This is a genomic window from Pseudoalteromonas sp. CH_XMU1449-3 (assembly GCF_037027245.1).
Classification (GTDB): Bacteria; Pseudomonadota; Gammaproteobacteria; order Enterobacterales; family Alteromonadaceae; genus Pseudoalteromonas; species Pseudoalteromonas shioyasakiensis.
The window spans coordinates 140,320-162,125 of the sequence record NZ_JAYMDY010000006.1; the positions used below are offsets into that span (position 1 = coordinate 140,320).

At 42.3% G+C, this 21,806-nt stretch carries 27 protein-coding genes; 18 read left to right on the plus strand and 9 right to left on the minus strand.

The annotated features are described in order from the left end of the window. Positions 1-2: 2 nt before the first annotated feature. Positions 3-368 carry a hypothetical protein gene (locus tag WA256_RS09590; RefSeq protein ID WP_055198597.1) on the minus strand — a complete coding sequence of 122 codons (366 nt, stop codon included), beginning with the start codon at positions 366-368 and terminating at the stop codon, positions 3-5. Positions 369-495: 127 nt separating this feature from the next. On the opposite strand from WA256_RS09590, the gene WA256_RS09595 reads away from it, so the two are divergent. After that, entirely contained in the window at positions 496-942 is a 447-nt protein-coding gene (locus WA256_RS09595) for a tellurite resistance TerB family protein (RefSeq protein WP_058586124.1), read from the plus strand. 16 nt (positions 943-958) lie between these two features. Here the strand turns inward: WA256_RS09595 and WA256_RS09600 are convergent, their stop codons facing one another. Beyond that, complete coding sequence (locus WA256_RS09600; protein ID WP_054562889.1) at positions 959-1,528, minus strand: NADPH-dependent FMN reductase; 570 nt, start codon at positions 1,526-1,528, stop codon at positions 959-961. A gap of 115 nt (positions 1,529-1,643) precedes the next feature. On the opposite strand from WA256_RS09600, the gene WA256_RS09605 reads away from it, so the two are divergent. Further along, the gene (locus WA256_RS09605) at positions 1,644-2,537 is read left to right on the plus strand and encodes a LysR family transcriptional regulator (RefSeq protein ID WP_054562888.1); all 894 of its coding nucleotides are present in this window, start codon (positions 1,644-1,646) and stop codon (positions 2,535-2,537) included. Here WA256_RS09605 and norR read toward each other — a convergent pair. Beyond that, positions 2,534-4,096, minus strand: coding sequence for a nitric oxide reductase transcriptional regulator NorR (gene norR, locus WA256_RS09610; RefSeq protein WP_269407802.1), 1,563 nt, complete (start codon positions 4,094-4,096; stop codon positions 2,534-2,536). The two genes, WA256_RS09605 and norR, sit on opposite strands and share 4 nt — an antisense overlap. Positions 4,097-4,252: 156 nt before the next feature. Here norR and WA256_RS09615 point away from each other — a divergent pair, with 156 nt between their 5' ends. Both WA256_RS09615 and hmpA read left to right on the plus strand, forming a co-directional pair. Beyond that, complete coding sequence (locus WA256_RS09615) at positions 4,253-5,485, plus strand: NnrS family protein (RefSeq protein ID WP_335990848.1); 1,233 nt, start codon at positions 4,253-4,255, stop codon at positions 5,483-5,485. A 20-nt stretch (positions 5,486-5,505) separates the two neighbouring features. Next, complete coding sequence (hmpA, locus tag WA256_RS09620; RefSeq protein WP_269407800.1) at positions 5,506-6,669, plus strand: NO-inducible flavohemoprotein; 1,164 nt, start codon at positions 5,506-5,508, stop codon at positions 6,667-6,669. A gap of 32 nt (positions 6,670-6,701) precedes the next feature. On the opposite strand, the gene WA256_RS09625 is transcribed toward hmpA, so the two are convergent. The 3 genes from WA256_RS09625 to WA256_RS09635 form a co-directional block, all read right to left on the minus strand. Beyond that, positions 6,702-7,076 (minus strand): hypothetical protein, encoded by a 375-nt coding sequence (locus tag WA256_RS09625; protein WP_269407799.1) that lies wholly within the window; start codon positions 7,074-7,076, stop codon positions 6,702-6,704. Next, positions 7,069-8,691, minus strand: a complete 1,623-nt coding sequence (locus tag WA256_RS09630; protein WP_130167390.1) for a S41 family peptidase — start codon at positions 8,689-8,691, stop codon at positions 7,069-7,071. The genes WA256_RS09625 and WA256_RS09630 overlap by 8 nt, the downstream gene beginning before the upstream one ends. 99 nt (positions 8,692-8,790) lie before the next feature. Continuing rightward, positions 8,791-9,444, minus strand: coding sequence for an endonuclease (locus WA256_RS09635; protein WP_335990852.1), 654 nt, complete (start codon positions 9,442-9,444; stop codon positions 8,791-8,793). Positions 9,445-9,560: 116 nt separating this feature from the next. On the opposite strand from WA256_RS09635, the gene WA256_RS09640 reads away from it, so the two are divergent. Next, positions 9,561-9,914: a VOC family protein gene (locus WA256_RS09640; RefSeq protein WP_054562881.1), complete on the plus strand. Its 354-nt coding sequence runs from the start codon at positions 9,561-9,563 to the stop codon at positions 9,912-9,914. Here the strand turns inward: WA256_RS09640 and WA256_RS09645 are convergent. Further along, the gene (locus WA256_RS09645; protein WP_335990858.1) at positions 9,889-10,614 is read right to left on the minus strand and encodes a hypothetical protein; all 726 of its coding nucleotides are present in this window, start codon (positions 10,612-10,614) and stop codon (positions 9,889-9,891) included. The two genes, WA256_RS09640 and WA256_RS09645, sit on opposite strands and share 26 nt — an antisense overlap. A 158-nt stretch (positions 10,615-10,772) precedes the next feature. Here WA256_RS09645 and WA256_RS09650 point away from each other — a divergent pair, with 158 nt between their 5' ends. Continuing rightward, on the plus strand, positions 10,773-11,153 hold the full coding sequence (locus WA256_RS09650; protein ID WP_054554459.1) for a hypothetical protein: 381 nt from the start codon (positions 10,773-10,775) through the stop codon (positions 11,151-11,153). Positions 11,154-11,160: 7 nt separating this feature from the next. On the opposite strand, the gene WA256_RS09655 is transcribed toward WA256_RS09650, so the two are convergent. Beyond that, complete coding sequence (locus WA256_RS09655) at positions 11,161-11,598, minus strand: PaaI family thioesterase (protein ID WP_274168554.1); 438 nt, start codon at positions 11,596-11,598, stop codon at positions 11,161-11,163. 161 nt (positions 11,599-11,759) lie between these two features. Here WA256_RS09655 and lexA point away from each other — a divergent pair, with 161 nt between their 5' ends. From lexA to WA256_RS09680, 5 genes are all read left to right on the plus strand, one after another. Beyond that, positions 11,760-12,377 (plus strand): transcriptional repressor LexA, encoded by a 618-nt coding sequence (gene lexA, locus WA256_RS09660; RefSeq protein ID WP_054554457.1) that lies wholly within the window; start codon positions 11,760-11,762, stop codon positions 12,375-12,377. A 437-nt stretch (positions 12,378-12,814) separates the two neighbouring features. Continuing rightward, entirely contained in the window at positions 12,815-13,957 is a 1,143-nt protein-coding gene (coxB, locus tag WA256_RS09665; protein ID WP_269407796.1) for a cytochrome c oxidase subunit II, read from the plus strand. Further along, positions 13,957-15,552 carry a cytochrome c oxidase subunit I gene (gene ctaD / locus WA256_RS09670; protein ID WP_054554455.1) on the plus strand — a complete coding sequence of 532 codons (1,596 nt, stop codon included), beginning with the start codon at positions 13,957-13,959 and terminating at the stop codon, positions 15,550-15,552. Before coxB ends, ctaD begins: the two co-directional genes overlap by 1 nt. Then, on the plus strand, positions 15,552-16,082 hold the full coding sequence (locus WA256_RS09675) for a cytochrome c oxidase assembly protein (protein WP_054554454.1): 531 nt from the start codon (positions 15,552-15,554) through the stop codon (positions 16,080-16,082). Before ctaD ends, WA256_RS09675 begins: the two co-directional genes overlap by 1 nt. A 37-nt stretch (positions 16,083-16,119) precedes the next feature. Then, complete coding sequence (locus WA256_RS09680) at positions 16,120-16,995, plus strand: cytochrome c oxidase subunit 3 (protein ID WP_054562877.1); 876 nt, start codon at positions 16,120-16,122, stop codon at positions 16,993-16,995. On the opposite strand, the gene WA256_RS09685 is transcribed toward WA256_RS09680, so the two are convergent. Beyond that, positions 16,895-17,206 (minus strand): DUF2909 domain-containing protein, encoded by a 312-nt coding sequence (locus WA256_RS09685; protein ID WP_082710866.1) that lies wholly within the window; start codon positions 17,204-17,206, stop codon positions 16,895-16,897. The genes WA256_RS09680 and WA256_RS09685 overlap by 101 nt on opposite strands. Positions 17,207-17,220: 14 nt before the next feature. Between WA256_RS09685 and WA256_RS09690 the strand changes: the two genes are divergently transcribed. The 7 genes from WA256_RS09690 (at position 17,221) to WA256_RS09720 (ending at position 21,801) form a co-directional block, all read left to right on the plus strand. After that, the gene (locus WA256_RS09690) at positions 17,221-17,970 is read left to right on the plus strand and encodes an SURF1 family protein (protein WP_335990868.1); all 750 of its coding nucleotides are present in this window, start codon (positions 17,221-17,223) and stop codon (positions 17,968-17,970) included. Further along, a complete protein-coding gene (locus WA256_RS09695) occupies positions 17,951-18,445 on the plus strand; it encodes a hypothetical protein (protein WP_054562875.1) in 495 nt (164 codons plus the stop codon). Before WA256_RS09690 ends, WA256_RS09695 begins: the two co-directional genes overlap by 20 nt. A gap of 20 nt (positions 18,446-18,465) precedes the next feature. Continuing rightward, positions 18,466-19,455 carry a COX15/CtaA family protein gene (locus tag WA256_RS09700; protein ID WP_055020533.1) on the plus strand — a complete coding sequence of 330 codons (990 nt, stop codon included), beginning with the start codon at positions 18,466-18,468 and terminating at the stop codon, positions 19,453-19,455. A gap of 9 nt (positions 19,456-19,464) precedes the next feature. Then, positions 19,465-20,373 (plus strand): heme o synthase, encoded by a 909-nt coding sequence (cyoE, locus tag WA256_RS09705; protein ID WP_335990870.1) that lies wholly within the window; start codon positions 19,465-19,467, stop codon positions 20,371-20,373. Continuing rightward, positions 20,370-20,987, plus strand: coding sequence for an SCO family protein (locus WA256_RS09710; protein ID WP_239962335.1), 618 nt, complete (start codon positions 20,370-20,372; stop codon positions 20,985-20,987). Before cyoE ends, WA256_RS09710 begins: the two co-directional genes overlap by 4 nt. A 169-nt stretch (positions 20,988-21,156) precedes the next feature. Next, the gene (locus WA256_RS09715) at positions 21,157-21,429 is read left to right on the plus strand and encodes an STAS domain-containing protein (RefSeq protein ID WP_054562871.1); all 273 of its coding nucleotides are present in this window, start codon (positions 21,157-21,159) and stop codon (positions 21,427-21,429) included. 9 nt (positions 21,430-21,438) lie between these two features. Then, complete coding sequence (locus WA256_RS09720) at positions 21,439-21,801, plus strand: response regulator (protein ID WP_054562870.1); 363 nt, start codon at positions 21,439-21,441, stop codon at positions 21,799-21,801. The last annotated feature ends 5 nt before the right edge of the window (positions 21,802-21,806 follow it).

Below are 21,806 nucleotides of genomic sequence, written 5' to 3' on the forward strand. Positions count from 1 at the left end.
TGCTATTTAGCTTCGTCTTCACACTGTAAAACAACCGTTAAAGGTGGCTGATAGGCGCGTGGTTTAGTTGGAAAACGTTCATACTCCTGCACCCCATCAGTCACTCTTAGCATAAAAGGTTTGTCTCTACATAAGCGACTTGCATGGCGCAGTAAGAATACGCTTTGATTGCGAAAGTGCTTGTAGTCGTCAGACTGAATTTCGAGGTGGTAGCGGCCGTCGGCCAACTTAGTTTGGTAGTAGTGGACTTTTTCGTCGAAGTCATAGAGCTTTTCGGTTTCGCCTTTTGCTGCCTGCGCATTACTGCACCCCGCTAACATTAAAACGGCGCTGATTAATAGTGCTTGTGTACTTCTCACTTCACTCATAAACACTTAACTCCATGTGATTAATACCTTGTTTCATCGTGATGTTGAACCTGAGTTAGCATCCATAGTCAAACTAAGGTAACGTTACGTCTTACATGTAGTCTAACACCCAAAAAGGGAAAATGTGATGCTCAATAAAATAAAACAGCTGTTTTCAGCGCTGAATGATACCCAATCTAGCATTGCTGAGCATGACCTAAAAACCGCCGTTGCTGCGTTATTAATTGAGGTTATGCGTGCAGATAATGAGTTACAAGATGATGAGCAACAGACCCTGAATGAGACCTTAAAGAAGTATTTCTCGCTCAACGAAGAAGAGGTTCAAGAGTTAGTTGCAAGTGCATCGCAAAGCTTAGATGATGCAATAGATTACTTTCAGTTTTCAAAACAAGTTAATGCCCAGTGCAGTGCCGAGCAGCGTATTGAAATCATCGAGCTGTTGTGGCGTTTAGCCTACGCAGATGGCAATTTAGATAAGCATGAAGAAATGGTTATTCGCCGCGTCGCAAGCTTGCTGTATGTAACTCATGAAGACTTTATCGCTGCTAAGCTAGCAGCGACAAAACTAAGCTAGGGCTATTAAATCAGGCTTACTTATTTAATTTGCTCGCTACGCTCACAAGTTGCTGGGCAAGGCTGGCAACTTGCTCGGCTGTATCAGCATCGCTGATGCGGCCTTGCTCATCTAATTTAGTGTGGATAGCAGGTACTGCGAGTTGATCTGCAAGTACTAAACTACCAATACCTGATAAAATATCACGAACGTGATTTAAACCACGTAAGCCACCTAAACCACCCGGTGAAGATGCATAAAGTGCAGTCACTTTATTACGAAATGCAGGCACTGCGCCTTGCTCTGTACGAGAAGCCCAATCGATTGCGTTTTTAAGTGGCGCTGTAATTGAGCCATTATATTCTGGGCTTGCTAATAAAATGCCATCAGCAGCGCGAAGCTTATCTTTTAATAATTGTGCGCCAGCAGGTGTACCTTGCGCTTCAATATCTTCATCAAATAATGGTAAGTCTAAATCACTTAATTTAATCACTTCTACTTCAGCACCACTTTCGAGGGCGAAGCGTGCAGCTTCATTAATCAGTTTTTGATTAAAGCTGTCTTTACGTAGGCTGCCTGCTAGGGCAATAATTTTTGGTGCTGTCATGATGGCTTCCTTTTTTAAGCTTCACTGTTGATATACTCACTGTAGCAAAAAACAGCTTGCAGAAAAGCCAAATAAACGCAAAACTTATGTGCGTATATGCACATAAGGAGCCGTTATGGCGATTCAATTTGATGATTGGCAAGATGTAAAAGTCGCTTATGAGGTGGCAAGGCTCGGCACGTTAACCGCTGCTGCCGAATCGTTAGGTGTTCACCACAGCACAGTGCTTAGAAGAATCAATAATTTAGAAGATAACCTTGATGCGCGGTTATTCCACCGCCATGCCCGTGGCTATACAGTGACAGAAATAGGCGCTAAGTTGTTTGCGACTGCAAAATCGATTAACGCTGAACTTGAAAAACTTCACAACGATATTATTGCCGCTGATAGCCAACTGCGAGGCAGTTTATTATTAACTACGGTTAGTGGTTTTATTGATGTGCTTAGTGATGTCTGTGAGCAGTTTCAAAGTCTGCACCCGCAAGTGCAACTCGAAGTTATTCTTGATCAAAACCGTTTACGCCTTGATCACGGTCAGGCGCACATTGCTGTGCGAGCGGGTCCTCGGCCTGATGAAGGCGACTATATTGCCCAGCATTTAGCTGAACTTTCGTCAGGGTTTTATGCCTCTAAAAGTTATATTGAAAAGTATGGCATGCCAAAGAATATTGAGCAGTTGCAACAGCATAGTTTTGTTTCTGGGGTGGCTGGCTATAACGGTAAAGTGCCTTATTTTGCATGGGTTGATCAACATATTGAACCTTCGCAAATTAAGTTACGGGTGTCTGAAACATCAGAAGCTACAAGGGCGATTGTGAGAGGCTTAGGAATTGGTGGTTTACAGCATGAAGTGGCAAGCCAATACCCTGATCTGCTGCCAGTGCTTCCTAAAGAGCTAAACTGGCCAACGGATCTTTGGCTGGTAACGCATCACTTGGTGCATCGCACAGCCAAAGTCCAAGCATTTAGTCAGCTTTTAAAAGCCTATTTTAAAGATTTAAAAGCTTAAACAGACTTTTTAACGCTAATGCCTAGCCGTTTGGCTAGGCGCACAAGGTTGGCTCTATCAACACTTAAGCTACGTGCTGTGGCAGCCCAGTTTAGGTTATGTAGTTCAAGTTGTTGCATAATCAATTGATAACTAAAAGCGTCGGTTGCCTCTTTCAGCGATAAGCGAGTGGCTTTTTGTTCGTTAACTGCAACAGGGCTTGGTGCAGCAACGGCCATTTTAGCGATATCACAATGGTCAGGCTCGATTGTGACAATGCTTTGTTGCCATTGCTGCTGCTTGGCTTTGAGTGCTGCTCGACTGATCACATGTTCAAGCTCTCTCACATTGCCTGGCCAATCATATTGACGCAGTAGTAACTGTGTATCGCTACTAAGCTTAAGTTGCTTAATTGCCAATTTTTTAGATGTTTGCTCAATAAAAAAACCTGCCAATAAAATAACATCGTTATCGCGCTCTTTTAGTGGTGCAACATACAATGGGTAAACGCTTAAGCGGTGATAAAGGTCTGCACGAAAGCGCCCCGCAGCGACTTCTTGTTTTAAATCGCGGTTGGTAGCTGCAATCACTCTGACATCAACATAACGGCTCTGATCTTCCCCCACCGTTTGTACTTCACCACTTTGTAATACGCGCAATAGCTTACTTTGCATAGCAAGCGGAAGCTCGCCAATTTCATCTAAAAACAGGGTACCACCATCGGCGAGTTGAAACTTACCCTGGCGAGCAGTATGTGCCCCAGTAAATGCGCCTTTACTGTGACCAAAAAATTCACTTTCTGCTAAGTTCTCTGGTAACGATGCGCAGTTTAAGTGGATCAACGGCATGTCGCGGCGTTTTGAGTTTAAATGGATATTGCGCGCAACGAGTTCTTTACCGACGCCTGTGTCGCCTTGTATCAATACGCTAAATTCTGAGGCAGCCACCAGCTGAATATCATTTTTAAGGGTCTGCATTGCTTGGCTATTACCAATAATTTCGACACCTTCTCGTGTTAGTGCCTCAAGGTTAAGCTGCTGCGCAACTTGATGGTTGTGCTGTGCGTGCTGCATAAAATGCTGCAAGGTTAGGGCATGCTCAACATAGCCTGCAGCTAGCTGTTTTAGTTGATTGAGCTCGTTCATTGCTAAAGCGTCAAAGGCATGTTCATCTAAACTATCAAAGGTCAAAACACCCAATAGTTCGTTGTTATCTTTGCTACTCAGCAGCGGCACGCCCATGCAGGCATGAACAGGAAAGTCTCCATGCTGGCTTTGTAATAAACCATCGTAGGGGTCGGGTAGGCCACAATCTTTGGCAAATTTTAGCGGTTCACTGCCACGGCATATTTCAAATAAGCGCGGATGCTCCGCTATTTTAAAGCGTCTTCCTAACGTATCGTCCGACAACCCATGAAGGGCTACGGGCTTTAACACATCGCCTTGTTTCAATAATAAGGCAACTGCATCACATTCAAGCCAATCATTAATGCAACTCAACAGATAACTGAAATTATGATCAACACTGCTTGCTTTGGTAAGTGCAAGTGCAACATCAAGAAGGGATTTTTTGAGCATCATGTCAATTTGACCTGAATGTGTTTTATTGATGTTTTTAATTGTGTGTCATTTTGACTTATTTATCAAGTGTTCAAATTTAATGCATTGATATTTAATGGTTTCTATTTTTGGCTTGAACTGTGCAATAGCTGGGGAAATTAAACGCTGAGAGCACGAATGAAAGTCATTAATTTAACTGAACCTATGCCAACTAAGATCAAATTTTATCAACTCAGCCAGTGGCCGTTATGGGCATTAGCATTTCGGCCTTTTTTCTTGGCGGCAGGTGCCTTAGCTGTATTTGCTATGAGTTACTGGTTTTTAATCTTGACGGGCTATGCACAGTGGCACCTAACAATGCCCGCAACGCTTTGGCATGCTCACGAAATGCTGTTTGGCTTTGCAGGCGTGGTTGCCATGGGCTTTTTGCTAACCGCCGCACAAACATGGACAGGTGTGCCGAGTGTAAGTGGTATTAAGCTTTGTTTGCTTAGCATGATTTGGCTTGTTGCAAGGCTTAGTTTTTTTATTGAGATTGCGGGGTTCGAGCAGCTGAACCTTTATCTTGTTAGTGCGCTACAACTCGTTTGGTGGCTAGCTGGAATTATTATCTTAGCTGACATGCTGATACAGGCGAAAAGCAGCCATAACTACTTATTTGTTGTCATCGCATCTTTGCTCTGTGCGCTCAATGTGATTTTTTTAAGTTTAGTTGTACTTAATAAAATGTCGCTGGCACTGGGGGTTGTTGATACCGCTGTACTTATCATGACACTGCTAGTTGGTGTTGTGGCTGGGCGAGTTGTGCCATTTTTTACCGCGCGCGGCCTTAACCTAAGTGAACAAGTTAGAACCCCCAAGCTCGATAAATTAGTCGTATTTAGCTCATTTTTCGCCATTGCTTGGTTCTTTATGAGTCAGCTATTTTTTAGCGCAATGAGTACCGGCTGGATCTTTGTTTGGCTTGCTTGTTTACATGGGGCTCGGTGTGTTTTGTGGTGGCATAAAGGCATTCTAAAAGTACCTTTGCTATGGTCATTACACGTGGCTTATTGGGCTTTATCTGTGGGTTTAATACTCATCGCGCTGAGTTATTTCAGCTCTATTATCTTATTCAAAGACGCGCTTCATCTGATCACTGTTGGCACCATAGGTGTGATGATCATCGCCATGATGGTTCGTGTCTCTCACGGTCATACAGGGCGCGCATTACAAGCCCCTGCGTACATTAGTTTGGCATTTGTACTCATTGTGATAGCTGCCATTGTACGCTCGTTACTTCCCATTTATTTAGGTCATCACCTTGCATGGCAGCTAAGTGCGTTGCTGTGGGTTGCTGGCTTTAGCTTATTTTTATTTCATTGTGCGCCCATCTTAGTGAATCGTCGTGTTGATGGTCGCCGCGGTTAATCTCTCCAATAGGAAAAACTATGTTATCTGAAAAAACGATCCAGATTGTTAAAAGTACTTTGCCGTTGCTTGCACAAGCAGGCCCTCAAGTGACTGAGTATTTTTATGATCGTATGTTTAGCTACAACCCTGAGCTTAAAAATATTTTTAATATGACACATCAGCAATCGGGCTCTCAGCAATTTGCGCTGTTTAATGCCTTAGCTGCCTACGCGGCAAATATTGATAACTTGGCAGTGTTAAAAGATGCGCTTGCGCGCATTAATCATAAACACACCAGTTACCATATTTTGCCAGAGCATTATCCTATTGTTGGTGGACATTTGATTGCGACTTTAAAAGAGTTATTGCCAGAACAATTTACCCCTGAGGTTGAGTATGCATGGCGTGAAGCCTATTCGTTATTAGCTGATGTATGTATTAATGAGGAGATGTCGCTATATCAAAAAACCAAAAAGGCGCCGGGAGGATGGTTTGGTACCCGTGCTTTCACTATTACAGAAAAACGTATGGAGTCATCGCAAATTTGTAGTTTCACATTAACGCCTGCCGATGCAAAGCCTGTTGTGGCGTATTTACCAGGCCAATATTTAGGGATTAAAGTAACGCCTGCAAACAGTGATTTAACGCAAGTGAGGCAATACTCTTTATCGCAGCAAAGTAATGGCCGTAATTACCGAATTAGCGTGAAAAAAGAAGGCTTGGTATCTAACTACCTACATAGCTTAACTGAGGGGGATGAGGTAGAAATTTACCCACCTGCAGGCGACTTTGTGCTTCGCGAAATTGACTCGCCTGTTGTATTGATTTCAGCGGGAGTTGGTCAAACCCCGATGATGGCGATGCTCGAAACACTATTAAGTAATCAACCTAATCAGCCAATTCATTACCTGCATGCTTGCGACAGTGAGACGCAGTTTGCCTTTAAAGAGTACTTATTTAAGCAACAGCAAGCGCACGCTTCATTACATTGTGTTACCTGGTTTAAAGATGGCAAGGGGAGCGATTTTGCGGGCTTAATGGATGTAAACCACATCGCTGAAAGCTTACCAATAAGCAAAGGTGACTTTTACCTGTGTGGCCCAATCGCATTTATGGCAATGATAAAAGAGCAACTACTAGGTATTGGGGTTGCAAGTGAACGCATTCATTATGAGGTGTTTGGCCCTCACCAAAGCCTATGATGTAAAAGGCGCAGCCTAAGCTGCGCCTTTTGTTAGTTAACTTCGCACTCTACATTGGGAAGTGGAATACGGAGTTCTTTTTTGGGGTAGTAAAGCAGGCATTGCTCACCTGCTTTTTGCAACACAAACTTCTCAGAAGGAATTGAATGGGCACCCATAATTGGCAGGCCATCAGGCCCTTTGTTGGTGCCGTGGTCAATCAGTAACTCTGCGCTTTTAGTAAATACATCATCGGCTAAGGTGACCAGTGCACCGCCTTTAGCAGACTGAATAGCCTGCTGTATATCAGTAATCACTCCCGGGTTTACCCGAACAAGCGTAGCATCTTCCGGTTGCTCTGCTTGAGTACTTTTACAGCCTGCTATGCTTGCCAGTAAGGTGCAGGTTAAGAACAGTGCTTTATTCATTATCACCTTCCTTAGCTGGTAGCGGACGGGTTAAATCCATATTATTTTTGTAAAGTGTAGTATTAGCTTTTAGCGCAATACCAGCTTCATCAGCAGCATAAGATGAGGTTGTCGCTTGCTTAGCTGTGACACTTTGCGTTACCACTGGGCAACTATCATTCTCAATATGATAAAGCGCTGCACTCAGAAGTGTTTCATCACTATCACCTAACTGGTGGTTAAAGTCGTCATCGAGTTCACAGCCTTTTACATCTGCATCGAATTGCGGTGAAGGAGTTGGTACTAAGCCGTCAGAGTATTCGCCAAAGCCTTTGTAATTCACACCCGTTAGCTGAATGGTATAGTAAGTGGTTGCACAGTTATGTGTTGGGGTAAAACCATATGGTTTACCGCAGGTTTTACCACCTATTAAAACAACTTCAGTATCTATGCCTTTTAAGCCATTGATAAGTGCTTCTGATGCTGAACATGTATTATCAGTGCTGAGTACATAGACTTTCGATAAATTTAAGTCAGGTAGTGTGTTACCTGTTCCCTCGAAAGTAGAATAATCGACTTCAATATCAATAAACGGGTATGGGTCGCTCTCGGGCTGCTTGTCATTTTCAATGACTTGATAGTAAAAATAGTCACTCGTATTGGCTGGACCTGCAATCATATAGGCAAGTTGCGAAGAAAGCGCTAATAAACCACCGCCATTGTATCTAAGGTCGATCACAAGCTCGTCGATATTGTCGGTTTTGAACTTATTCACAGCACTTATCAGCTCAGGCTGAGCAATACTTATATGGCTGTTAAACTGCATGTAGCCAACTTTAGTGCCATCTCCTGTGGTAATAGTATCGACATTTTGTACAGGTGTTTGGGTTATATTACCTGCGACTAGAGTAAACGATTTTTCGGTGCCATCATTACTGCGTACAACAAAATTGTGCGAGTCGCCAGCTGTCGGTCCAAATAGCGCTTCATTTAGAATATCTACGCCTTGTTGGGTATTAGTGTCAATGCTGACGTCGTCGACCATTAAAATAGTATCACCGCGTTGTAAGCCTGCATTTGCAGCTGGTGAGCCACTCTCTAAATAGGCAACACGTAACTCTCGTGGCGGAACATTACTGATAAATGCCCAATTGATACCATAGCCAGAAACCACACCTGATTGCGACTCTTGAAAATACTCATCTGTCGGCCTGCTGAAATGGAATTGATCTTTATAAGCACCAGAGTCTGTTTTTTCGAAGGTTTTTAATTGATCAAAATAAGCGGCGACAGAGCTGAAGTTATCTGGGTCATTGTCTTCTATTTCATCGTACCAAAGATAGGTTTCGTCACTCCATGAACGTAGCCACATCTTCTCAGTAAACTCAGAGCCTGCTGTATCTGGGTAAGGTTGATTATCGTTATATGGATCATTGCCAGTTCGCGGTACAGCGCATTGATCTTTAAATTCGCTTGATGGATCAAAGACACCAGCCGTCCAAGTGGGTTCAGAAGTTGTTGGTGGTGGATTCGTGGTATCGGTATTGCTCGATGAGCCACCACCGCCGCAGCCAGATAAAGACATGCCTGAAGCCGCTAAGAAGACAGCTAAAGCGAGTTTGTTATTTTTAAACATGGTGCTTCCTTTCTTATATAAATTGTTTAAAAACTAACAATTACTTAATCTGAAAGCAATAAATTATAGTGTCTAAAATGTAAACGAATGTGCTGCTAGTTATAAAGACTTACGATTGCTAATTTCAGCTATTTCAAGCTTTTGCCACGATTCAAATAATTTACGCTGTTTATCAGATATTTTTAAGCCATAGGTTTTTTGCATATAAAAATAGGTATCGGCTATTTGCTTTCTTGCATAAATGGGTGGCTCAAATACGCGTTGTTTAAAATCGATTTTTATTGGGCAAGCACCGTAACTTGCGCTTGATGTTGTCACCATCCCATAGCGAAAGTTTGAACGGTCTGCATTGATCTCACCAATTGCGGGGGCAAGGTTATTTATGTCGGCCTCCATTTGACGAAATTTTTCACTGACCTTTACGCAGTTTTTACGACCGCCATCCTGCCAGCATTGTAATTGATGACCAAACTCCCAGGCAGGCACAATGTGCTCCCACTCTATTCTTTTTGCGCGAGCATTCTCTTTTCCTGAACGGGTGACAGAGTTTCTAGGAATATAACCACACGCATCAGGGTCTGGCACAAGTTTTTTACCTTGGCGCTTGATATCGCAACCACAATATAAGCTTTTACTATTGCTTGGTAGATTCTTAATTAAATGCTTTTTGGCACTGTAAAAGCTCGAAAATTCTTTAGCGGATATAGGAAAAGTGAAAATAAAACAAAGGGCTAAGTATAAAAATAAACGCATATCCATCACATCAGTGAACTACAGGAACAGCTATTCTAGAGCGACTATTCTAAAAAGGAAAAGTTTTTCAACTCAGCTATAGTTGTTAGGCCGTTTTTATTAAAGGAATTACAACCATGTTATTAGGTGCTTTTTCTGTAAGTCTAAATGTAAAAGATATTCGTGCTTCAAAGCAGTTTTATGAAAAGCTAGGTTTCAAAGAGTTTGCTGGGGAGATAGAACAGCATTGGCTAATAATGAAAAACGGTGAACATCTGATAGGTTTGTTTCAAGGTATGTTTGATAAAACCATGCTGACCTTTAATCCTGGGTGGGATCAAAATGCTGAAGCTTTGGATGAATTTGCAACCTTTGAGCAATTAGCTGCACAATTTCAGCAACAAGGATTAGAAATACAAAAGGCCGGTGACGCGAGTTTTATTATCACCGACCCAGATGGCAATCCTATTTTGATTGACCAACACGTGTAGCTGGCTTTTTACGTTTAATTCGAACGTTTTGTAGTAACAAGAGAACTCCTGTAATACAAAATAGTACGCTGGTGGCTGAGAAGCTGATGAGTAGTGGATTGTTAAAGTTCTCACGCTCATCATAATCCATAATGTGTAGCATCCAGAAAAAGTCGAAAATGCGCCACAGGGTGCTGCGCACAGTTATAACTTTACCGGTTTGGCTATCTAAATATAAGGTTGTTGTTAACCAATCATCGAAGCTAATTTGCCAAACATTGGCTTTGTGACCGACTTCTCTAGGCCCTTTTGTTAATAACTGCGCTTGCGTTATTTTTGCGTCAATAAGCAGGTGAGCTTGCGCATTTTCAATGATTTGCGCTTTACTCGGTGCAGGCATTTTAGCATCTGTTCTGCCATCAAAAATAAACTTACCGCTAGAGGATGTAACTTCTATAATCGGGGTATTTAAAAAATGGCTATATTTAATACCCTCGATTTGCTCGAATTGCGCTGTTATTTTATCAATTGAAGCAGGGTAGTCCGACAATAAAAATGGGCTACTTAAACTGCGATTAGCCAGGTGCTTACCATGCACTTTTTCAAGTGGTAATGAGCTCATTACCAGCCCACCTAAGAGCCAAAAAAAGATCTGCAAAGCAAGTAAGTAGCCAAGCCATTTATGCCCTTTACGAGCATACTTAAACAGGCGTTTATTCATTATTACCCCGTTATTATTGTTATGTGGGCGCTATTTTAGGTTGTTTAGCTAGATTGCCAATGCGGCATAATGTCGCATTAACTGTATTCTAGATTTGGTATATATACAAAACTGAGTTAAAGTTTCAGTCGATATAAATAGAGGGTAAAAACGAGAGTATGTCGGAAATTCAATTTTTAAATGTAGATCTGGAGCTTGAGTCAAAGCACGATATAAGTGCGCTTGTTGCTGATTTGAAGAAAAACGCCATGGTTTTACATTATGACCAAGATGAATACCGCCAACTAGCACGTATTGAAGCAACCGCAGATATCAGCTCTCCAGATAAAGCAATTAACCAGCTTTGCGAGCTTATTGAGTCTTGCTCGCGCAATGCATTAAAACAGTGGTTATCGTGCTCAAAGCGTACATTTGATATAGGCTTTGAATCAGGTAATTCGCCTAAATGCTTTAACCAACCCCTGCATGCCGATACCTTGTTACGTATCTCTGCAATTGGCGCAGGGATTGAAATTACTATTTATCCTGTTGAAAAATAGCCAGAATTTATCGCTCTACAACAGCTGCGGTCATTCTTGATACGCAGCAAAGCTCTCCTGCGGCATTGGTAATTTTAATATCCCAAACAGAAGTTCGCTTACCTAAATGCAGCGGTCTCGCAGTTGCTGTTAACGTTCCTTTGCGTGACGCTTTCATGTGGTTGGCATTAATTTCTTGGCCAACAGCATAAAACTTATTGAAATCAACCACGAAATTGGCTGCATAGCTTGCCACTGTCTCTGCTAATACAACGTTTGCTCCGCCATGGACCATGCCCATAGGGTTATGATGCTCAGGAATAGCAGGCATGGTTGCCATTAAATAATCATCGCCAATTTCAGTTACCTCAATGCCCATAGTTTTCATTAAAGTGCCTTGCCCGGTAATCCCTTGTTCCAGCTCTTTACATTGCTCTAATGTGATTGGGTGGTGCCAAATGCTCATTGTGTTTCCTTAGCCTGCTAATTAAAGCTAATACCTTATGGCATCTTTCGGTGTGGTTCAATGTTAGTTTTGTAGCAATATGATGGGTTTAATTTAAATTTGCGATTTTCAAATAACTGTATATACTCACAGTTAAATGTACTGTATGGAAAACCAGTTGTATGCGCCCATTAACTAAACGCCAATCGCAAATTTTAGAACTAATTAAAGTCTTTATTAAAGATACAGGCATGCCACCTACGCGTGCTGAAATAGCTCAAACATTAGGTTTTAAAAGTGCCAACGCTGCTGAAGAACACCTAAAAGCACTGGCAAAAAAAGGCATGATCAAAATGAAGCCTGGGGCGAGTCGCGGTATTCAGTTAATTGAAGAAGATGAGCCAGAGCAACTAGGATTACCTTTAATTGGCCGTGTTGCAGCTGGTGAACCTATTTTGGCTCAAGAGCATGTTGAAAGTCACTGCCAAGTTGATCCTTCATTATTTAAACCTGCTGCCGATTTCTTACTGCGTGTAAATGGTATGAGTATGAAAGACATTGGTATTATGGATGGCGATTTGCTTGCAGTACACAGAACACAAGTTGCTGAAAACGGGCAAGTAGTTGTAGCTCGAGTCGATGAAGATGTAACAGTTAAGCGTCTAGAAAAAGCGGGTCGCAAAGTACTTTTACACGCTGAGAACGAAGAATTTTCGCCTATTGAGGTTGATCTTGAGCATGAGTCGTTCAACATCGAGGGGTTAGCGGTAGGTGTTATTCGTAACGCTGACTGGATGTAAGCGTTCCCAATTTGGTGCATTAAATTGACTCAATTTGGTGCGCCGCTAAAATTTTACTACTTAATTAGGATTTGTGAATCCTTACTCTTCATTTAAAGCCTTATATGGCGCAGTTTTCCTCTCTTTTTATATTTCGTTCTTACTCCTAAACATTAAATAACGCGCTGATTATAGTTGTTATTTCTGTACCAAAATAAACATTTATTATCATTAAAACTTGCTTATTGGTCATTTTTTAACTAATTGGTTAATACACTGTATTAACACCTAATTAATAAAAAGACACAAAAATGTGCGAGGTGTTAGTCAAGGGGTCGGTATCATAAGTGGGTCAAAATGATACGTAGTCGCTCTGAACAATAAGAAAAACGAATGGGCACCTTGTTGTATCGCCTTTTCGCTTTGCGTCTTGCAATAGCATCTAAAGGAGCCGTCACATGGGTAAACTGCGTTACGCCTTGTGGCTTATATTGTTTGCACTTCCTGAGCTTGCATTGGCAAATAGCCAATACAATATGCGTAAAGGGGTGACCGATATAAGTAATAATGTTTATGAGTTACACATGACGATATTTATTATCTGCTGTGTAATCGGCATCATCGTATTTGCGGTGATGTTTTGGGCTTTAATACACCACCGTAAATCCAAAGGGGCCAAGCCTGCCCAATTTCATGAAAGTACAAAAGTTGAAATACTTTGGACTGCCATTCCATTTGTCATCTTAATCGCCATGGCTGTGCCTGCCACAAAAACCTTAATTGCCATGGAAGATGCCTCTAAAGCCGATATCACCATTAAAGTGACTGGCTCACAATGGAAGTGGCATTACGAGTACATGGGCGAAGACATTGCTTATTACTCGATTCTATCTACACCTAAAGACCAAATAGACAACCAAGCAGAGAAAACTGAGCATTATTTGCTTGAAGTAGATAAACCGCTAGTACTTCCTATCAATAAAAAAGTTCGCTTTTTAATGACCTCAGACGATGTAATTCATTCATGGTGGGTGCCTGATTTTGCGGTTAAAAAGGACGCAAATCCTGGGTTTATCAATGAAGCGTGGACTCGTATTAACGAGCCAGGAGTATACCGTGGTCAATGTGCTGAGTTATGCGGTAAAGATCATGGCTTTATGCCTGTTGTGGTGAAAGCCTTACCTGAAGATGAATTTGCTAATTGGCTTGCAGATGCCAAGCAAGAAAAAGCCAATGCGGCCGCAGCAGATGTTGCTTTGCTTGATCAAACATTACCGAAAGAAGAGCTTATGGTCTTAGGTGAGCAAGTGTATATGGCAAGCTGTGCTGCATGTCACCAACCTACCGGTATGGGCCTACCAGGCGTTTTTCCAGCACTTAAAGGCAGCCCGATTGTATTAGGTGATGTAAAAGATCACATAGACATTGTGTTACACGGTAAGCCTGGTACAGCAATGCAAGCGTTTGATAAACAGCTTTCAATTAAGCAACTTGCTGCGGTTATTACTTATAAGCGAAACGCGTGGGGTAATGATACCGGCGATGTTATCCAACCGAGTCAAATTCAAGCCGCGATTGATGCAGCAGCGGAGGCGAACTAATGAGTAATGTTATTAACGAGCAAGCAACAGGGCATGCGCATCACGACCATCATCATCCAGCTAAAGGTTTTAAGCGCTGGCTATACACTACCAACCATAAAGACATTGGTAGTTTATACCTGATTTTTTCACTCACCATGTTTTTAATTGGTGGAGCGATGGCAATGGTGATCCGCGCTGAACTGTTTCAGCCTGGATTACAGTTAGTCGACCCGCACTTTTTCAACCAAATGACTACCGTACATGGTTTGATCATGGTGTTTGGTGCTGTTATGCCTGCATTTACTGGGCTTGCAAACTGGATGGTACCTATGATGATAGGCGCACCAGATATGGCCTTACCACGTATGAATAACTGGAGCTTTTGGATATTGCCGTTCGCATTTTTAATCCTATTGGCCTCGTTACTTATGCCTGGTGGTGGTCCTGCGTTTGGTTGGACTTTCTACGCACCACTATCAACAACTTACAGCAACGATAACACTGCACTTTTTGTGTTTGCCGTACATATCATGGGTATCAGCTCAATTATGGGGGCGATTAACGTTATCGTGACTATCGTCAACCTAAGAGCGCCAGGTATGACGTGGATGAAGCTGCCGCTATTTGTTTGGACATGGTTAATCACGGCATTCTTGTTAATTGCTGTTATGCCTGTTCTAGCAGGGGCAGTCACTATGGTGTTGACCGACAAATACTTTGCAACCAGCTTTTTTGATGCAGCTGGTGGGGGCGACCCTGTGATGTTCCAGCATATTTTCTGGTTCTTCGGGCACCCCGAAGTGTACATCATGATTTTGCCGGCCTTTGGCATTATATCGACTATCGTACCTACCTTCTCGCGCAAAAAGCTATTTGGCTATGCGTCTATGGTGTATGCAACTTCATCGATTGCGCTGCTAAGTTTTATCGTTTGGGCACATCATATGTTTACCACTGGGATGCCTGTGGCAGGCGAATTGTTTTTCATGTACGCCACCATGCTTATCTCGGTACCAACGGGCGTTAAAGTGTTTAACTGGGTGGCCACCATGTGGCGCGGCTCAATTAGCTTCGAAATTCCGATGATGTTTGCCATCGCCTTTATTGTGTTATTCACCTTAGGTGGTTTCTCTGGCTTGATGCTTGCGATTACACCAGCAGATTTTCAGTATCACGATACCTATTTTGTGGTGGCTCACTTCCATTATGTGCTTGTGACAGGGGCTGTGTTCTCAATTATGGCGGGAGCCTATTATTGGCTACCGAAATGGACTGGCAACATGTACAACGAAACGCTGGCGAAATGGCATTTTTGGTTATCGCTAATCAGTGTCAACGTGTTGTTCTTCCCTATGCACTTTGTTGGCCTTGCTGGTATGCCGCGTCGTATTCCTGACTATGCTCTGCAATTCGCTGACTTTAACGCCATTATCAGTATTGGTGGTTTTGCATTTGGCTTATCGCAACTGTTGTTTGTATTGGTGGTATTTAAATGTGCTCGAGGTGGCGAAAAGGCACCTGCCAAAGTATGGGATGGAGCTGAAGGTTTAGAGTGGGAAGTCGATTCTCCAGCGCCTTATCACACCTTTGAAACACCGCCGGAGATTAAGTAATGAACCATGCACCTTTGCTAAAAAAACTGCTGATTACATGCTTGCTCATGTTCGCATTTGCTTTTGCAATGGTGCCGCTTTACGACGTGTTTTGCGACGTTACAGGGTTGAATGGTAAGCCATCATTAGAAAAAGCGAGCGCGAGTGAATCAATAAATACACAGCGCCAAGTTGATGTCAGCTTTACCACTCACGCCCAAAGCGGCGCGCCATTTAAGGTGCAGTCTGAGCAATACAGCGTGGCGGTACAACCAGGTGCCATGCGTGAAGTTAAATTCTCAGCAAAGAACACCAGTAATGAAGACAAAGTCATGCAAGCAATTCCATCAGTATCACCGGGTAAAGCGGCAAAGTACTTACATAAAATAGCCTGTTTTTGCTTTGATCAGCAGCCAATGAAAGCCGGTGAAGAAATGGAATTTACCTTGTTGTTTTATGTTGATACTGAGTTACCCGACGACGTTGAGGAACTGACGTTGTCGTATACCGTGTTTGATATTAGCGGGCATGTTGTGGCTAAAAACGATTAAAAGCCGCCAAGCTAATTGCTAATTGGGAGCAAACAAAATGAATCAAAATTATGAAAAATACTATGTTCCAGCCGAGAGTCCTTGGCCAATAGTTGGTGCCATCGCGATGTTTTTAATTGCTGTCGGTGCTGGTTTAACTGTGATGCAAGTAAGTGGTGAGGGCAGTAGTGGCCAGTATGTCTTGTATCTAGGCATTGCCATATTAATTTATATGGTTTTTAGTTGGTTTAGAAACGTTATTGAAGAGTCTCATAAAGGGCTTTACTCAGCACAAATGGACCGCTCATTCAGACAAGGTATGAGCTGGTTCATATTCTCTGAGGTTATGTTCTTTATGGCATTTTTTGGCGCTCTTTTTTACGCACGTATGATTTCGGTGCCTTGGCTTGGTGGTGCTGGTAATAATGCCATGACCAACGAAGTGCTCTGGCCAACCTTTGAAGCCGTATGGCCGTTATTAACTACGCCAGCGGGCGAGACCACACAGGCTATGGGTTGGCAAGGTCTACCTCTGATCAACACGCTTATTCTGCTTACCTCATCGGTCACAATTCACTTTGCTCATGTTGCGATAGAAAACAATAAGCGCGGCGCCCTAAAGGTATTTTTATCTTTAACCGTGCTGTTAGGTGTGATTTTCCTTGGCTTACAAGTTTACGAGTATATGCATGCTTACCAAGATTTAGGTTTGACCTTAGATGCGGGCGTTTATGGGAATACCTTTTTCTTGTTAACTGGCTTTCACGGTATGCACGTGACACTAGGCACCATTATTTTATTTGTGGTGCTGCTCAGAATTTTTAAAGGCCACTTCACGAGTGAAAAGCATTTTGCCTTTCAAGCGGCTGCTTGGTATTGGCACTTTGTTGATGTGGTGTGGTTGTGTTTATTTGTGTTTGTGTACGTGCTGTAGCTTTGTGAAGCGGCGACGGGTTGGTGTGAATAAAGCCCAATTTCATTGCGGCAATGATGAGCACCAGCACAATACCTGAAAACAGCACTCGACGACCTAAGTAATGCGACATGGGTTTCGAGTGCTCTTTTGCTGACATCATCACAAACAGTGCTCTAAATAGGTTGAACAGAATATAAAGTAATAACAAAACAATAATGATTTTAATCATATTAGGTATTCCAAATGCAGTTAATTTTATGGCGTAAACAAAAGCTTAGCTCAATTATCGCAATTTGCGTTGTGATACTTGCAGTGCTTATTTGTTTGCGACTAAGCGTTTGGCAATACCAGCGAGGCGAGCAAAAACAGCAGCAACTAAGCCAGTTAGCCGTTTCGAAAGAGCAAGGCGTTTTGAGCTGGCAAGAACTGCAAAATTTACCTAGTGAGCTGAACAAAACGGGCTTGCAAGTCAAAGTCTCTGGCGAGGTAAATAAACAACATTACTGGCTGCTTGATAATCAAATTTATCAGGGGCAAGTGGGCTATGACTTACTAGTAGCGATGACAATTGCAGGTGAAACCGCGCCTTTAATCGTTAACTTTGGTTGGCTAAAAGCTCCAACAAACCGTAGCCAGTTGCCAACCGTTGTGTGGCCAGAATCAACAAGCTTTACGGCTACTGTGCAATTAAAACAAGGCAACTTACAAGGCTTCACACTTGCCGATGAGATTGGTGCAGAACAAGGTTGGCCTAAGCGTATTCAAGGCATCGACTTAGCAATTTTTAGTGCTCAATTAGCAAAGCCCTTACAAGACTTTATTGGTTATCGCAATGAAGCAGATGGTATTGCAACCCCGCATTACCAGAGTGTTGTGATGGGGCCAGATAAACATTACGCCTATGCCGTGCAGTGGTTATTAATCGGCTTAGCGTGTGTTGTTATTGCTTATTTTGCGATGAGAAGGAGAGGTTATGAAAATAAACCCGCTTAGTTTATTCGTTTTATGCTGTTTTGTGCCGCTGGCACTTGCTTATGCAGCATTAAAGCTTGAGTGGTTACCGAGTGGTTCGAGTAATCATGGTGAGCTTTTAAGCGAAGAAGTTAAATTAGCTGATTGGCAACAAGGCGATCCTAAACAATGGACAATTGCGCTTAATTATCCAAAAGAGTGCAGTGAAGTTTGTGCAAACCAATTAGCCAGTCTAGATAACCTATATGTCGCTTTAGGTAAAAATCAGCAAAAAGTGGATGTGGCGGTACTGACAAATCAACAGCAGGTATCAGCAAATTGGCGTCAATTAGCAGTAAGTCCTGCGCTCAAAGCGGGAGACTTATATTTGGTTGATCACATGGGTTTAGTGGTTTTGCATTACCCCTACACGGCTGAGCCAGAACAAAACAGACTTATTCAAAAAGGCTTACTTAAAGACTTAAAGAAACTACTTAACTATGCGCGTTCAAGTTAAACCTCATTAAGGGGATAAAGATGTATAAAAATTATAAATATTTAGTCTTAATTACGGTTTTCTTCTCTATCTTAGTTGTTGGGCTTGGTGCCTATACACGGCTGAGTGATGCTGGGCTTGGTTGCCCTGACTGGCCTGGTTGCTATGGATTTTTAACCGTGCCAAAACATGAAACTGCTCTGTTACATGTTGAACAAAACTACCCTGATATGATGTTTGAAGCAGCAAAAGCATGGAAAGAAATGATCCATCGCTATTTTGCCGGTGCCCTTGGTTTACTTATTTTAGCCTTGTTTGTTTTTGCCTGGTTAAAACGCCAATATCCAAATACGCCGGTTAAACTGCCATTAGCACTATTATTATTGGTGGTATTCCAAGCCGTATTGGGCATGTGGACTGTCACTATGAACCTACAGCCTTTGGTTGTTATGGGGCATTTGCTCGGCGGTTTTAGTATCTTGTCGTTGCTGTTTTTATTGTATCTACGTTTAAAGACCGACCCTGTTGCTAGCAGTGATAGCGGCGCAAAGCCATATTACCGATTAGCGCTGGTGGGCTTGGTGGTGCTAATACTGCAAATTGCGTTGGGTGGCTGGCTTGCAGCAAATTACGCCGCTCCGCATTGTAATGGCTTACCGCTGTGTAGCTACGGACAACCGTTTTCTTTGAAGAGTGTGTTTCAGCTACCGCTTGAGCACAGCACCTATGAATATGGCGTTTTATCGCAGCAGGCGCGTATGTCTATTCATCTGCTACACCGTATTTGGGCGCTGGTTACTTGTGTGGTGTTAGCGCTGATCATGTGGCGCATATATTCACGCTGTTACTCTCGAAAAATTAAGCACTGCACAGTCACTGTATTAATCGCTTTGTTGTGCCAAATCTGTTTAGGCCTAGCTGTTGTGCACTGGCACTTCCCATTAAGTGTAGCGCTTGCGCACAACCTAATGGCCGCATTGTTACTGCTTAGCATGGTAAGACTATGCTTCCACTTAAAAATAAGAACCTAGGAGGCTGTGATGGCATTATTACTAAGCTCAGAAAAATCATTATTTATTCAAAGCTCAGAGTTACTTAAAGATTACTTAGCTATCAGTAAATTTAAAGTAGTTGCTATGCTTGTACTCACTGCTTGGGTTGGTTTGGCATTGGCTCCCGATGTTGGGCGAGGGGTATTTGTGCAGCTTGCAAGTTTGCTAGGTATTGGCTTGCTGTCGGCTGCTGCTGCCGTGATCAATCATGTTGTTGATAGTGAAATCGACAGTAAAATGGCACGTACACGTCATCGTCCTGTGGCAAAAGGTCGGCTCAGTAAACAACATGCTTTGAGCTTTGCTGCGACTATAGGAATACTAGGTTTTATTATGCTTATGGTATGGGCGAATACACTCACCGCCATTCTTACTTTGTTTGCACTTGTCGGCTATGCCTTTATTTACACCTCATTTTTAAAGCGTGCCACACCGCAAAATATTGTTATTGGTGGTTTGGCAGGTGCTATGCCGCCGTTGCTAGGGTGGGTATCTGAAACAGGCCATATGGCCGCGGCTCCTTGGCTGTTAGTGATGATTATATTTACTTGGACTCCCCCGCATTTTTGGGCCTTGGCGATTGCACGTAAAAGTGATTACGAGCGGGCAAAAATTCCTATGTTGCCTGTTACTCACGGTATCGAATTTTGTAAAACTTGCGTTGTTGGCTACAGCATTTTGCTTGCTTTGGTATGTGTGCTGCCTTATTTAATTGGCATGTCAGGGCTAATTTACTTATTAGGTGCAAGCGTTTTAAACGCGATATTCACTTATAAAGCGTTAAAACTAAAAATTGCCCCAAAAGATGATACAGCAATGGACTTATTTCGTTTTTCAATCGTGCATTTAATGCTACTCTTTATCGCCTTATTCATTGATAAATGGTTAGTTTTATGACGCGAATCGTCGCTTTTTTATGTTTCAGTGCGGTATTGTTTGTAACCGGTTGTGGTAAAAACAACAGCGCACCTGAAGTCGAAGCACTGGTTTATGAGCAGGCAAAGCCGATTAGTCCGTTTTTATTAACCGATCAACATGGTGCGCCCGCTGATAACAGTCAGTTTATGGGGCATTGGAATTTGGTCTTTTTAGGCTATACCAGTTGCCCTGATATATGTCCAATGACATTGGCGAAACTAACGGCAGTACAAAAGCAGTTAAGCCAAGATTACAAAGTGCAGGTATGGTTTGTTGCCGTTGACCCAAAGCGTGATACAACCGAAAAACGCAAAGCCTACATTGATTACTTCAATCCCGATTTTCTTGCTGTGTCAGGTCCGCACAAGCAACTTTTTCCATTTGTTAGAGAGCTTGGCTTAATTTACGCAATTAACGATAGTGATGAGCAAGAGTATGCCGTTGATCATAGCGCGTCGGTAGTGATGGTTGATGGCGATGGCTCGGTACGTGCGATTTTTAAACCTGAATTTAAACAAGGCAGCGTGCCATTAATAAACGCCACAACTTTGACTGAAGAGTTCAAAAAAATAGCAGATTATTACGCAAAGTAAATTTTCTTGGTTAAGGGAGTCATTTTCCGCAAAAGAAAAGCTTCCTTTTTTGACATAAATGTCTAAGCTACTAAAAAATTTTACTATTTTTTGATTCAAATTATGGCATTTTTATTTAGTCAGTCTAAGCTTTTGTTATGAATTGTTTAAAGCAGGGAAGGTATAAGTAATGTTAAAGCTCCCTACAGAATTAGCTATTAGTCAGGTCGAAACACTCCATCAAGATTTGCTACAAGAGTTGTCAGCAAATGATGATATCTGTTTGGATATCAGTGAAGTGACCCGTGCTGACACAGCATCAATTCAGCTTTTATGTGCATTACAGAAGCATTTACTTTCGGTGCAACACAAAATTATTTGGGTTGGCGAGAGTAAGCCGTTGCAACAGGCAATTAATAGTTTGGGCTTAAGCCATTATCTTGTGCTTGAGAATGCCAATTAAGAGGTTTTTATGAAAAGAATTTTAGCAGTAGACGATTCTGCATCTATGCGCCAAATGGTTGGTTTTACGCTTAAAAAAGCTGGCTTTGATGTGACAGAAGCGAAAGACGGCAGCGAAGCTTTAAATATCGCAAAACAACAAGGCTTTGATGCTGTTATTTCTGATGTGAATATGCCGGTAATGGATGGTATTACCCTTATTCGTGAATTACGTAGCTTACCTAATTATAAGTTCACACCTTTACTGATGCTGACCACAGAGTCGGGTCTTGATAAAAAGTCTGAAGGTAAAGCTGCTGGTGCAACTGGTTGGATTGTTAAGCCATTTAATCCTGAGCAATTGTTAGCGGTATTGAAAAAAGTGATTCGCTAATAATA